The sequence below is a fragment of the Tangfeifania diversioriginum genome (assembly GCF_900141875.1).
Taxonomy (GTDB): Bacteria; Bacteroidota; Bacteroidia; order Bacteroidales; family Prolixibacteraceae; genus Tangfeifania; species Tangfeifania diversioriginum.
The window spans coordinates 13,100-25,888 of the sequence record NZ_FQZE01000021.1 but is presented as its reverse complement, the minus strand read 5'-3'; the positions used below and the strand labels follow the sequence as shown (position 1 = coordinate 25,888).

The following is a 12,789-nucleotide window of genomic DNA, read 5'->3' as shown; positions in this document are numbered from 1 at the left end:
TACTGATGCTTGAATTAAAATAGAGTCAATTCGCTCTCCAGTTTTTGAATATTTATAAATACTTGAAAATGGATAATGAGAAATTGTTGTGTCATTTAATACTGTTGTATCATTTATGCACCAGATATAATTGTCATAAAAGTCAAAACCCGTGATTTTACAGTCATGAAGGTCAATGGTTTTTAAAATCGTACCGTTATTTGATATTTTATTTAAACTATTATTTGAATCATCACTGTATCACAAATATTCTCCATCAAATGCTAATCCTCTTGGCGAATCTGTTGGTAATGTAATTTCACTTTTAATTGAATAATCATTTTCTAAAATATCATCATCTTTTTCACATGATTGAAAGCTAATCAATATGATTATGCCTAAAATAATTGTCTGTTTCATTTTTGCTCATTTTTTATTGTTAGATGCATTTAAGTTCAGTTTCGTTGCTTTTAATTACCGCCAACGTAATATATATTCACTAAAAGTGCACAATACACCCAAATAACGAATGTATTGTTCACCTTTTGGTTGTTTTATTAACTTGATTACTTTGTTGATTTCGGGTTTCATAAACGGCCCGGGTTTTTGTTTAATTTATGTTTATAAAGTTAGTGCCCCTTCCTGAAGATTCCAAATATTACCCATTGGATTTTGAAATGTCGCTCATTTCAAAGGTTTGGCCGCTTTCGGAGGTTGGGTTTATTTGTGAATAATCCGGGTTTGGGCCCAATCCAATTGCTGAATGGTATTATACGGCTAAAATCTCCATATTTGCAGTATGAAAACCGCACGAATCATCTTCCTTTTTCCGCTCGCTTTTTTGCGGCTGGTTTTAATTTTACTCATTTCGGGTTACGTGGTGGTTGTTGGCTGGTTTTGGCTCCAACTGAAAGGATTCAGCATGCCGTTGCAAAACTGGGCCATGCGCACCTGGGGGAAAAGCATCCTGTTTGTTTGCGGAATAAAAGTTGACAAGAATGAGCTTCCGGATAATTCGCATTTTATTCTCATGCCCAACCACCGCAGTTACATCGATATTTTTATTGTGGCGGCATTTACTCCGGCAGCTTTTGTAGCAAAAGCTGAATTAAAAAACTGGCCATTTCTGAAAACCGGCGCAAAAATCACCAATACTATTTTCGTTTCCCGGGCTGAACTGCAAAGCCTGGTGGCCACCATGAATAAAATCAAAAAATCGGTGAACAACCACATACCAGTGGCGCTTTTCCCTGAAGGCACTACCTCGAAAGGTCCGCTCACAAAATCGTTTAAAAACGGCAGTTTCAAAATTGCTGCCGACACCAAAATCCCAGTAATCCCCATGGCCATTCATTTTGAAGATGAAAATGATGCGTGGATAGACGATGATACGTTCGTCGGCCATTTTTTCCGGCAAATGAGCAAACCGGTTACAAAGGCAACAGTGCGTTATGGCAAACCGCTCAGCAACAGCGACTACAAAGTCCTTCAGAAAGAAACACGAAACCAGATTGATTCCATGCTGAATGCCATCCTTTCAGGAACCGGGTAGCTTTCCTTTTTTCATTTTAAACCAGTAAAACAACGGAATTCCGGAGAGTGCTGTAAGAATGGCAATGGTTGATTCCCAAGGGCGCTCGAAATAGGCCAGCACCAAAATGGCCAGGTTTATTAAAATAAAAAAGATATGAACCACAGGATATCCCGGAAGTTTCAGTTTGCTTTCGCCCTTCATTCGCAGTTTGAAAACACCAAGCACTGCAATGATGGGAAAAATACCCAAAGAAAATCCCATGTAGGCAATTATCTGCTCGAAAGTGCCTGATAAAACCAGCACAATGGCAATAGCGCTTTGCAAAAGCAACGCGTTTTGCGGCACCTTAAACTTTGGATGCACAACGGATACCCATTTAAAAAAATACCCGTCGCGGGCCATGGAGAAATAAACCCGTGGCCCTAAAATTATAAATGCACTGAGCGATGAAAACAAGGCAAAAGAGATGAGCAATGAAATTATAGTGCCGGCAAAATCGCCGAATGCCAGTCCTACGGCAACACCTCCAATCTCTGGTTCTCCGGCCATTTTTGCTGGAGGAATGGCATACACAAAAAACAAATTCAGCAACAAATAAAGCAACGTAACAAGCACTGTGGAAATAATCAGCGAACGGGGAATTACCTTTGATGGATTTTTAATTTCGGAACCGATATAGGTTGCCGAATTCCAGCCACTGTATGCAAACATAATGAACATGAGCGATAACCCTACCGATTTAAGTTCAGTAAAATTAAAACTGAACCCCTGCCCCGATTTCGGAAAAGCTTTCAGGTGCCCAAAGTCGCCCTGCCCAAAAGCAAAACCGGCAATAATTAAACCTACCACAAGGGTTACTTTTAAAATTGTCAGCCCGTTTTGAATTCGCGCCCCCAAAACCACACCTCGTGCGTGAAGCAACGAAAAAATAACAATTACCAAAACCGCAAGCAGGCGGCTAAACATATCGGGGCTCATAATTTGGTCGAACAAAAACCACGACTGAAAAGAAGGAAATGCCCAGATGAAATAATTACTGAAACCGATGGCCGACGCTGCAATGGGAGCCGAAAACCCCACAATCAGGGAAAGCCAGCCGCTTAAAAAACCCAGCATCGGGTGAAACAGTTTTGAAATAAAAGTGTATTCTCCGCCAGCTTCGGGAAAAGCAGCCCCCAGCTCTCCAAATGCCATTGCCCCGCATAGCGCAACTACTCCTCCTACAAGCCAAAGCACCAGCATCAGTACCGGGTTTCCCAAAAAGTCCATTAAATAACCCGTGGTAGTAAAAATTCCTGCGCCAATAATGTTGGCAACAACAATATTGGTAACCGGGAAAATTCCCAGTTTCCGCTCCAGGTTATCGTTTGAAAAGTTCAAAACTTATCTTACTTATCTGATTTTTTGCAACTGATGGAAATCCCCGACCGGCTGTTGGGAGCAAAAGTGGTTTCGTAATTATCGAGCGCCTCCACATATTCCAGGAACTCACGAATGCCGGAAACCCGCATGGCTGTGTTGTGTGCCGTAAAACAACCACCAATTTTCAGTTTTGGATCCAGGTCGATGAAATAATTTTTATACCAGTATTTATCGGCATCGTTAAACACAAAGTCGAATTTACCCTGCAGCCGCGGCACAATTTGATGGGCATCGCCCAACCGTGCATCAATATAATCTTCCAGTCCGGCTTTTTTAAAATTGGCTTTTGCCTTCAGGTAGCGTTCTTTATCAATTTCAATGGTAATAAGTTTGCCGCCTGTTCTACTCAGGGCCCAGGCAATCCAAACAGCCGAATGGCCCGTGGACGTACCAATCTCTACTGCCCTTTTAAAATCGTTTTCCAAAACAAGATCATAAAGAATCCGGCCGTCGGTGATTGACACATTCATGTCGCGCCAGTTATTGGCATTCTCTTCTAAAAATGCCTTAACCCGTTTGTCGGTGTTGTTTTCAATCTCAGGATACTGTCCCTGCGCTTTGCAGCCCCAGAAAATCATCAAAAAAACAATGGCAACACATTTTATTCTTTCCATATTTCTTTTTAAATGATAGTGCATAAAGATAAAAAAAATGAAGAAAACCTCTTATTTTTATATCCGAATACGAAACTTATTTAGTAATGCAGCAAGCCATAATACATAACCTGAAACGACTTTTAATTCTTTCAGTCGCGCTTTTCGCTTTTTTGGCCACAACCGGCCAGATAACCGAAACCCGGGCTTTTACCAAAGGAATATACGGCCATCCCGGGCCTTTATGGGAAGAAGGCTACAAATTATCTGAACTGGGTATTAACGCGGTATTTGTCCACAGCGGTTCCATAACACACGAGATGATGGTACGCGCAAAAGCTGAGGGCATGAAAGTTTACGCTGAATTTGCCACCCTAAACGGCAAAAACTATGTTGAAAAACATCCCGAAGCATGGGCGATAAATGAAAAAGGAGAAAAAGTGGAAGCAGCCTCGTGGTTTATAGGCGTTTGCCCCACCGAGCCCGGTTTCAGGGAATACCGTTTTAACCAGCTGCGCGTTTTGCTATCCGATTTCGACCTCGATGGCATTTGGATGGATTATGTGCACTGGCATGCCCAGTTTGAAGAACCTGACCCCATTCTGCCGGAAACCTGCTTTTGCGACCATTGCCTGGCCTCTTTCTCAAAAAACAACGGCATTGAAATCCCCAAAGGCAACACCCCGGAAAAAGCTGCCTGGATTCTTAAAAACCGTGATCAGGAATGGCGCGACTGGCGTTGCCAGGTAATTCTGGACTGGACACTGGAAATCAGAAGCATAATAAACGAACTTAAACCCGATGCGCTTCTGGGTTTGTACCACTGCCCCTGGACCGACGAAGAATTTGACGGTGCCCGACGCCGCATCCTTGGGCTCGACTACGATTTGCTGCGTGAACACTTCGATGTTTTTTCGCCAATGGTTTACCATGCCCGCATGGGAAGGCAACCCGAATGGGTGGAAGAAAACATCAACTGGTTTTGTAAACGGATGAACATCGAAAAAGAAACTTCGCCAAAAGTTTGGCCCATAGTTCAGGCGTACAACAATCCGTACACCATTTCGGCCGAAGAATTTGAAACCGTTTTAACCGGTGGAATGACAGGCTGTTCAGAGGGCGTCATGATGTTCACCACGCGGGCAATGGCCGAAAGCGAAAAGAAAGTTGAAAAAATGAAAGATATCTACAAAAACTAATTTTCAATGAAAACAATCGGACTGATTGGCGGCATGAGCTGGGAGTCGACAAAAGTTTATTACGAATACATTAACCACAAAGTGAATGACCTGATGGGAGGTTTCCATTCGGCTGAAATTATTCTCCATTCAGTGGATTTTGCCGAAATTGAAAAACTGCAACACGAAGGCAACTGGGAAAAACTATGTTCGCTCATGGCAGCGTCTGCCCGGCGGCTCCAGGATGCAGGAGCTGACGTGGTTGCGCTGTGTACCAACACAATGCACCTGTGCAGTTCATCTATTGCTGAAACTATCTCGGTGCCGTTTTTACATATTGCCGAAGCCACGGGCAACGAAATTTCAAAAAACAAAATCGGGAAAGTGGCATTGCTGGGCACAAAATTCACCATGGAAAAAGATTTTTTCAAAACCGTTTTGAAAAAAAATTTCGGCATCGAAGTTATTGTCCCGTATAAAACCGAACGGGAACGTATTCATCAGATTATTTACAACGAACTGGTGCACGGGGAAATACGGGATGAATCGAGAGAAAAACTGAAAACCATTATTGCAAACATGCAAACTCACGGTGCCGAAGGGGTAATTTTGGGATGCACCGAAATTCCTTTGCTAATCTCGGACAAAGATGTTAAAATTGAGGTTTTCGATACCACAAAAATTCATGCTGAAACTTTGGCTGAATGGGCTGTAAATTAAAAAATCATGAGACTGACCATCATCATTCTATCCCTATTACACGCTTTTATTCACCTGTTTGGTTTTATTAAAGGATTTGGCATTGCAGAAACCAGGGAACTTTCGCTGCCAATTTCCAGGAATTGGGGAATGCTTTGGCTGGCCGCTTTTTTACTCCTGGTTGCCGCTGCCATTTTTTTATTGCTGAAATTCCGATACTGGTGGATTTTAATGTTTGGGGGAATATTGCTTTCGCAACTGCTGATAATCTGTTTTTGGAGCGATGCCCGCTGGGGAACCATTCCAAATGTGATTTTGCTGATTGCCTCGCTTATGGTTTTCTCCGGACAGGTTTTCACCCGCAAAATTGAAAGTGAACGGTCAGCCATGCTTCAGAATAGCCTGCCGCATAATTTTGAAAAAATCAGTCCCGAAAAATGGAGCAACCTGCCTGTTCCCGTAAAAAACTGGCTGGAAAACTCCGGTGTTACAGGCAAAGAGAACATCTGCACAGTTTTGCTGAAACAAAAAGCCAAAATGAAACTAAAACCTGAGCAAAACGAGTGGTTTGAAGCTGAAGCAGATCAGTATTTTACAACAGAACCAGCGGCTTTCAACTGGACAGTTAACCTGAAAATGAACCCTCTGATAAAAATCAGAGGCCGCGATAAATTTGAAGGCGGAAAAGGTGAAATGCGCATTAAAATGAATTCGCTATTCAACATTGTAAATGAAACAGGTGAAAAGATTGACGAAGGCAGTCTTCAGCGTTTTCTGGGTGAAATTGTCTGGTTTCCCTCTGCCGCACTTCATCCAAACATCAGTTGGGAAGAAATTGATTCACTTACTGCCCGAGCTACTTTAAAAATTAACGAAACCAAAGGTTCAGGCACTTTTCATTTCAACAAAAACGGCGATCTTGAAAAATTCACCGCCCTCCGCTACAAAGGAAATGAACCTGACGCACAACGTCATGAATGGATAATTGCTGTAAAAGAAACATCGGAAATGAACGGCATTAGGATTCCCACAAAAATGGAATCGACCTGGATGCTGGAAAGCGGCCCGTGGACCTGGCTCATCCTCGAAATAACCGACATTCTGTACAATACCGCCCCTTCCGGAAAACCGCTGGATAATTAATATATGTTCGTTACTTTGCCAGTGTCAATTAGTTCAATAAAAAGGATTGTTTTCAGAAAACAATCAAAATGAAAAGTTCAAAACAAAAGGTTTTGAATAAAAAATTCATTCAATACTTCCATATTAAACTCAGTTTTTCTATTTTGCGCTCCGATTACACAAAATTTGATCTTTTCCTTCTTCTTCAGGAGACAAAAAACAGTATTTGGATGAAGAAACCTATATCGTTTATTCTTTTTATTTCAGTTTTACTGGCTTTAGTGGCTTTTAGCCAAAATCAGCTCACTTCGTCAACTAGCGCACAAAACTTGGACGAAAAAATTGACACCTTCGGCTATAAAGTTCAGCCTCCTCCGGCACCACTTGAAATCCAGGAAGTTGTTGATGATTATTCACATTGGCTTAGCGAAGAAATTACTGCCTCGCAAACAGTTGGCGCGGCTGTAGCAATTATATATGATGATCAGGTTGCTTTTACAAAATGTTTTGGTGTAAAAAAAGCCGGCGAAAATGATTCCATTGACGAACACACGGTATTTCGCCTGGCATCGGTCTCAAAAACAATCACCGGCGTACTGGCCGGAATTCTGGATAATGAACAGGTTCTCAGCCTCGACGACAGGGTTGTTGATTATATCCCGGGGTTCAGGTTGAAAAATCCGGTGAGCACAAAAAATCTCAAAGTGCGAAACCTGCTGAGCCACACTTCAGGAATTGTGCCCCATGCTTACGACAATATGGTTGAAAGTAAAGTCCCGATGGATGTGATCATGCAACGGTTAGCTGAAGTTGACGTTTCTGCCCAACCCGGACAACTATATGGTTATCAAAACGTAATGTTCAGTTTAATTGATACCGTTTTACGCGCGAAAACATCGAAAACCTACGGCGAACTGCTTTATGAAAAAGTACTTGCCCCTTACGGGATGACTGATGCCTCAACTGATTTTCTTTCGTTTAAAAATAATCCTAACAAGGCCTATCCACATGTAAAAGGGAGAAGTGGCTACTGGGCGCAAAAACTAAACGACAGGTATTACAGCACCGCACCGGCAGCGGGAGTGAATGCAAGTATTTCGGATATGTCGAACTTTTTAATGGCTTTACTGAAAGAGGACGATCCCGTTTTAACCGAAGACATCCACCGCGCCGTATTTACCCCGCAGGTTGTTTCGCACCTTTCGCGCAGATATTTCAGAAACTGGAACCGGGTGGAATCGAAACACTATGGCATTGGCTGGCGGATTGTTGGTTACAAAGGCCGGAAAGTAGCTTATCACGGAGGATACGTAAACGGTTACAAAGCAGAAATTGCTTTGTGTGAAAATGAAAAAACAGGCATTGTATTTCTCACCAATTCACCCAACACCCTGGCAACCAAAACGGTACCCCAATATCTCGATTTACTTTTCGAATTTCAGGATACACGGCGCATTCTTACCGATGCCGAAGAGCTTGAAACCACGAATAAAAGTTAAATTCAATAGACAAAACTACTGCCTCCCAGGAATTCACGCAACAGCGATGTGGGTGGAATTTCGTTGTCATCAATGGGTTTAAAATACGACAGAAACTTCAGCAACCGCATGGCTTCCATGTATTCAGGCTGGTTTTCGAGTACTTGTTTCAGCAGTGGTTCAGCATATTTTTTCAATACTGCCAGTTCGTAGAGCGTGGCGGAATTAAACATGACATCGGCATTTTCCTGGTAAGGAAAAATATTTTTCTCCTCTCCGCGCCGCACCGACGGCCAGCGTTTAATCGTTTCGGAAGCGCCGTAGCCGCGGTATTTGCTGTCGCGAATAATTCGCCGGGTCAGCCGGTTATCGGAAGTGGAGATGTGGGTGTGTTCATCGAACGAAATCTGGGTGAGAGCAGAAATGAATATTTTAAAGGTATTTTTTTCCTGCACGTCGGTCAGCAATCGCGGGTTCATGCCGTGAATTCCTTCCACAATAAGAATATCGCCATGTTTCAACCGCAATTTGTCGCCATTCAGGTAACGACGGCCCCGGTGAAAATCAAATTTGGGCAGCTGAACTTCCTTTCCCCGGAAAAGTTCCAGCAGCTGCTCATTAAAAAAACCGATATCGATGGCATCGAGCGCTTCAAAATCGTAGTTGCCGTGCTCGTCGCGGGGCGTGTGTTCGCGGTCAACAAAATAGTTGTCGAGCGAAATCTGGTAGGGATGCAAACCGTTCACAGCCAGTTGCACCCCAAGCCGTTTACTGAAGGTTGTTTTCCCCGAAGCCGACGGCCCGGCAACCAAAACTACCTTAATATCGCTGTTGCGCGAATGGATGATATTGGCTATTTCAGCAATTTTCTTTTCATGAAGCGCCTCGGCAATTTTAATGATGTCGCCACCTTGCTTTTTCAGCGTAAATTCATTCAGGTTACTGATAGTGGAAACGTTCAGAAGTTGCGCCCAGTCTTTGTGTTCCTCGTAAATTTCAAACAATTTTTTTTGCTTCGGCGCCTCCATCAGCTTATCAAAATTATCGGAATCAGGAATTCGAAGCAGCAAACCGTCAAAATACTTTTCAAGGTTAAAATTTGAAATATAGTTGGTGGAAGGCAGCAAATGCCCGTAAAAATAGTTTCCCAAATTTTCAAGGAAATAGAGGCTGGTAAACAAATGCCCTTGCTGTTCAAATAGCTGTGCTTTATCTTCCAGGCCTTCCTGCATGAGGTGTTCCACAGCGTCTTCGGTAAGCAATCCGCGTTTAATAAAAGGAATTTCTTTGGCAATTATTTCCTTCATCTCCGCTTTCACCAACTCAATGTCTTTGTCGGTAATTTCTCTTCCAAATCCTGTCAACTCACAAAAATAGCCATTGGAAATGCCTTTTTGGATGCGCAGCGAAACGTGCGGATAAACCTCTTTTACAGCAGCATACAGCACAAAAATCAGGCTGCGGATGTACATCCGGATACCGTCGGGATGCGACACATCGAAAAACTCAACCTGTTTGGGTTTTACCAGACAAAATGAAAGTTCCCTGACCTGATGGTTTACTATGGCCCCGCAAACCGTGTTTTTCATTTTAATATCCAGGTCGCGGCTTATTTCGAGAAGTGAAGTACCCAGCGGGTATGAATGTTTTGAACGTGTGTTGTGGCAGTAAATTTCAATGTTCTTCATTTCTGAGTATTTTTCATAAAAGTAATAATTGTGGTTGAATCAGGAAAAAAATAATTTGAATCACTTACCGCTAAGGCGCGGAGACGCAAAGTAGATTTAAACCTTAACATAGTAACTACTTTGCGATTTTAGCGTTCTTAAATTTCGCGAATTTTGCGTGGAAAAATTAAATCAGTGAACCCAAAGGGAACTTCGTAACCCTTAGGGATTCAACACTCATCTGGCATTCAGCTCTTCTTTCAGGTATTTTGCCGTGTATGATTTTTTCACTTTGATGATCTCCTCCGGTGTTCCGGTGCATAAAATTTTACCCCCGTTTTTCCCTCCTTCGGGGCCTAAATCAATAATATGGTCGGCCACCTTAATCACATCCATATTGTGCTCAATAACAATCACGGTATTCCCTTTGTCAACCAGTTTATTCAGCACATCAAGCAGCACGCGGATGTCTTCGAAATGCAATCCGGTAGTGGGTTCATCCAGAATGTAAAGTGTTTTACCGGTGTCGCGTTTGGCCAGTTCTGAAGCCAGTTTCACACGCTGCGACTCGCCTCCTGAAAGCGTGGTGGACGACTGCCCAAGCGTGATGTAGCCCAGCCCAACCTCCTGGAGGGTTTTTAATTTTACCGAAATCGACGGAATGCTCTCAAAAAACTCCACACCCTGGTTGATGGTCATTTCCAGCACATCGCTGATTGATTTTCCCTTGTAACGGACCTCCAGTGTTTCGCGGTTGTAGCGTTTGCCGTTGCATTTATCGCAGTGTACATACACATCAGGCAGAAAATTCATCTCGATGAGTTTCACTCCCCCGCCTTGGCATTCTTCGCAGCGGCCGCCTTTCACATTGAAGGAAAAACGGCCAGGCTTGTACCCCCTGATTTTGGCCTCGGGCAGTTGGGCAAACAGGCTGCGGATATCGGAAAAAACGCCGGTGTAGGTCACCGGATTCGAACGCGGGGTGCGACCTATTGGCGACTGATCCACACGGATTACTTTGTCAACCAATTCCAATCCTTTTACCGATTTATATGGCAACGGGTCCTGCACCGATTTATAAAAATACTGACTGAGCAGGGGCTGCAGTGTGTCATTTATCAACGTTGATTTTCCGCTTCCTGAAACTCCGGTTACACAAATGAGTTTTCCGAGCGGAATTTCAGCCGTCACATTTTTCAGGTTGTTTCCTTTGCAGCCGGTTATTTTCAGTACTTCGCCACTCCCTTTCCTGCGGTTATCAGGAACGGCAATCATTTTCTTGTTATTCAGGTAATCTGCAGTGAGGGTCTTTGTTTTCAGCACTTCGGCAGGAGCGCCGGCAGCAACCACTTCCCCGCCATGCCGGCCGGCAAGTGGTCCCATATCAATGAGCCAGTCGGCATGGAGCATCGTTTCCTTGTCGTGTTCCACCACAATGATTGAATTCCCGTTATCGCGCAATTGTTCCAGCGATTGCAAAAGTTTCATATTGTCGCGGTGGTGCAAACCGATGCTGGGCTCGTCAAGAATATAAAGCACATTCACCAGTTGTGTGCCAATTTGTGTGGCCAGCCTGATACGCTGTGATTCGCCGCCCGACAAACTCTGGGCCGGACGGTCGAGTGCCAGGTAGTTCAATCCTACTCCAAGCATAAAGCCCAGCCTGTCGCGAATTTCTTTTATGACTTCAGTTCCGATTTTGCGCTGCTTTTCTGTCAGTCTTTCTTCAAGGCCGTTGAACCAGTTTCCCAGTTCACTTAAATCCAAATTAGCCAGTTCCGAAATATTTTTCCCGTCGATTTTAAAATGCAGCGACTCTTTTTTCAGCCGCTGCCCGTTACATTCCGGGCAAACCGTTGTTTTCACAAACTGATTGGCCCATTTTTGTGCTCTTTTCGATGGATTGTCATCGCGCGAACTGTCGATGTATTTCACCACTCCGTCGTAACTCATCATATAGTTGAGGCTGCTTCCGAGCGGAGTGTTTTTGAGCTGAATACGCTCGTTGGTTCCAAACAAGACGGCATTCAAACCTTCTTCTGAAATATTTTTAACCGGGGTTTTCAGGGTGAACCCGTACTTTTCACCCAGTGCTTCAATCTGCCAAAAAATCAGGGAATTGCGGTACGCTCCCAAAGGAGCTATGCCGCCTTTGTCGATGCTTTTATTTTTATCGGGCACAATTTTATCGAGATCAATTTCAGTTACGCGACCCAATCCGTTACACCTTGGGCATGCCCCCTGCGGCGAGTTGAACGAAAAATTGTGCGGGGCGGGTTCGGCATACGAAATTCCGGTGGAAGGGCACATCAGCAACCGGCTGTAATATTTGGCTTCGTTGGTATCGTTATCGAGAATCATTAGGATGCCGCCACCGTGTTTCATGGCAGTTTGCACGCTTTCCTTCAGCCGCTTTTCACTTCCTTCATCAGCTACCAGCTTATCCACCACAATTTCAATAAAGTGGTTTTTGTAACGATCTACTTTGTGATTGTGCTTAATTTCAGTTACTTCTCCATCAACCCGCGCATACAAAAATCCCTTTCGCCTGATTTGTTCAAACAATTCGCGGTAATGCCCTTTTCGTCCTTTAACCACAGGCGCCAGAATATGAATCCGTTTCCCGGCAAAATCGCTTTTAATCAACTGCAGGATTTTCTCTTCGGTGTATTTCACCATTTTTTCGCCGGTATTGTAGCTAAATGCTTCGCCGGCACGGGCATACAACAACCGCAGGAAGTCGTAAATTTCGGTTACTGTGCCAACTGTGGAGCGCGGGTTGCGGGTTGTTACTTTTTGCTCGATTGAAATTACAGGACTGAGCCCGGTAATTTTATCCACATCGGGCCGCTCGAGGTTGCCCAGAAAAGAGCGCGCATAGGCCGAAAAAGTTTCAATATAGCGTCGCTGCCCTTCGGCATAAATGGTATCGAATGCCAGCGATGATTTTCCGCTGCCGCTCAAACCGGTAATTACGGTAAGTTTGTTGCGTGGAATTTCCACATCGATATTGCGGAGGTTGTGTACGCGTGCACCGTGCACTTCAATTTTTTCTTCGGGTTTCACCAACTCCTCAAGCACCTGTTCTTCAGTGTATTTTATATCTTGCATCCTGTT

The 12,789-nt window shown here is 43.7% G+C and carries 10 protein-coding genes; 5 read left to right on the top strand and 5 right to left on the bottom strand.

Going from position 1 to position 12,789, the window contains the following annotated elements; genetic code table 11:
• Nucleotides 1-240: 240 nt before the first annotated feature.
• Nucleotides 241-399 carry a hypothetical protein gene (locus BUC07_RS20950; protein WP_175552535.1) on the bottom strand — a complete coding sequence of 53 codons (159 nt, stop codon included), beginning with the start codon at nucleotides 397-399 and terminating at the stop codon, nucleotides 241-243.
• Between the two features lie 379 nt (nucleotides 400-778).
• On the opposite strand from BUC07_RS20950, the gene BUC07_RS13360 reads away from it, so the two are divergent.
• Nucleotides 779-1,531 carry a lysophospholipid acyltransferase family protein gene (locus BUC07_RS13360; protein WP_073170297.1) on the top strand — a complete coding sequence of 251 codons (753 nt, stop codon included), beginning with the start codon at nucleotides 779-781 and terminating at the stop codon, nucleotides 1,529-1,531.
• On the opposite strand, the gene BUC07_RS13355 is transcribed toward BUC07_RS13360, so the two are convergent.
• Entirely contained in the window at nucleotides 1,517-2,893 is a 1,377-nt protein-coding gene (locus BUC07_RS13355; protein ID WP_073170296.1) for an APC family permease, read from the bottom strand. The two genes, BUC07_RS13360 and BUC07_RS13355, sit on opposite strands and share 15 nt — an antisense overlap.
• Before the next feature lie 8 nt (nucleotides 2,894-2,901).
• Nucleotides 2,902-3,549: an O-methyltransferase gene (locus BUC07_RS13350; RefSeq protein ID WP_083578256.1), complete on the bottom strand. Its 648-nt coding sequence runs from the start codon at nucleotides 3,547-3,549 to the stop codon at nucleotides 2,902-2,904.
• 86 nt (nucleotides 3,550-3,635) lie between these two features.
• Between BUC07_RS13350 and BUC07_RS13345 the strand changes: the two genes are divergently transcribed.
• From BUC07_RS13345 to BUC07_RS13330, 4 genes are all read left to right on the top strand, one after another.
• Nucleotides 3,636-4,727, top strand: a complete 1,092-nt coding sequence (locus BUC07_RS13345) for a glycoside hydrolase family protein (RefSeq protein ID WP_073170291.1) — start codon at nucleotides 3,636-3,638, stop codon at nucleotides 4,725-4,727.
• A gap of 6 nt (nucleotides 4,728-4,733) precedes the next feature.
• Nucleotides 4,734-5,426: an aspartate/glutamate racemase family protein gene (locus BUC07_RS13340; protein WP_073170290.1), complete on the top strand. Its 693-nt coding sequence runs from the start codon at nucleotides 4,734-4,736 to the stop codon at nucleotides 5,424-5,426.
• A 6-nt stretch (nucleotides 5,427-5,432) separates the two neighbouring features.
• Nucleotides 5,433-6,548, top strand: coding sequence for a DUF6544 family protein (locus BUC07_RS13335; protein ID WP_073170288.1), 1,116 nt, complete (start codon nucleotides 5,433-5,435; stop codon nucleotides 6,546-6,548).
• Between the two features lie 209 nt (nucleotides 6,549-6,757).
• A complete protein-coding gene (locus tag BUC07_RS13330; protein ID WP_175552534.1) occupies nucleotides 6,758-8,026 on the top strand; it encodes a serine hydrolase domain-containing protein in 1,269 nt (422 codons plus the stop codon).
• A 2-nt stretch (nucleotides 8,027-8,028) separates the two neighbouring features.
• Here BUC07_RS13330 and BUC07_RS13325 read toward each other — a convergent pair whose 3' ends face one another.
• Entirely contained in the window at nucleotides 8,029-9,693 is a 1,665-nt protein-coding gene (locus BUC07_RS13325) for a nucleoside kinase (protein ID WP_073170284.1), read from the bottom strand.
• Between the two features lie 216 nt (nucleotides 9,694-9,909).
• On the bottom strand, nucleotides 9,910-12,783 hold the full coding sequence (gene uvrA, locus BUC07_RS13320; RefSeq protein WP_217652702.1) for an excinuclease ABC subunit UvrA: 2,874 nt from the start codon (nucleotides 12,781-12,783) through the stop codon (nucleotides 9,910-9,912).
• Nucleotides 12,784-12,789: the final 6 nt, after the last annotated feature.

What these genes read in the sequence shown, in the direction of transcription:
- BUC07_RS20950 (WP_175552535.1), bottom strand. Translation starts at nt 399, where the DNA reads ATGAAACAGACAATTATTTTAGGCATAATCATATTGATTAGCTTTCAA.
- BUC07_RS13360 (WP_073170297.1), top strand. Translation starts at nt 779, where the DNA reads ATGAAAACCGCACGAATCATCTTCCTTTTTCCGCTCGCTTTTTTGCGG.
- BUC07_RS13350 (WP_083578256.1), bottom strand. Translation starts at nt 3,549, where the DNA reads ATGGAAAGAATAAAATGTGTTGCCATTGTTTTTTTGATGATTTTCTGG.
- BUC07_RS13345 (WP_073170291.1), top strand. Translation starts at nt 3,636, where the DNA reads ATGCAGCAAGCCATAATACATAACCTGAAACGACTTTTAATTCTTTCA.
- BUC07_RS13340 (WP_073170290.1), top strand. Translation starts at nt 4,734, where the DNA reads ATGAAAACAATCGGACTGATTGGCGGCATGAGCTGGGAGTCGACAAAA.
- BUC07_RS13335 (WP_073170288.1), top strand. Translation starts at nt 5,433, where the DNA reads ATGAGACTGACCATCATCATTCTATCCCTATTACACGCTTTTATTCAC.
- BUC07_RS13330 (WP_175552534.1), top strand. Translation starts at nt 6,758, where the DNA reads ATGAAGAAACCTATATCGTTTATTCTTTTTATTTCAGTTTTACTGGCT.
- BUC07_RS13325 (WP_073170284.1), bottom strand. Translation starts at nt 9,693, where the DNA reads ATGAAGAACATTGAAATTTACTGCCACAACACACGTTCAAAACATTCA.
- uvrA (WP_217652702.1), bottom strand. Translation starts at nt 12,783, where the DNA reads ATGCAAGATATAAAATACACTGAAGAACAGGTGCTTGAGGAGTTGGTG.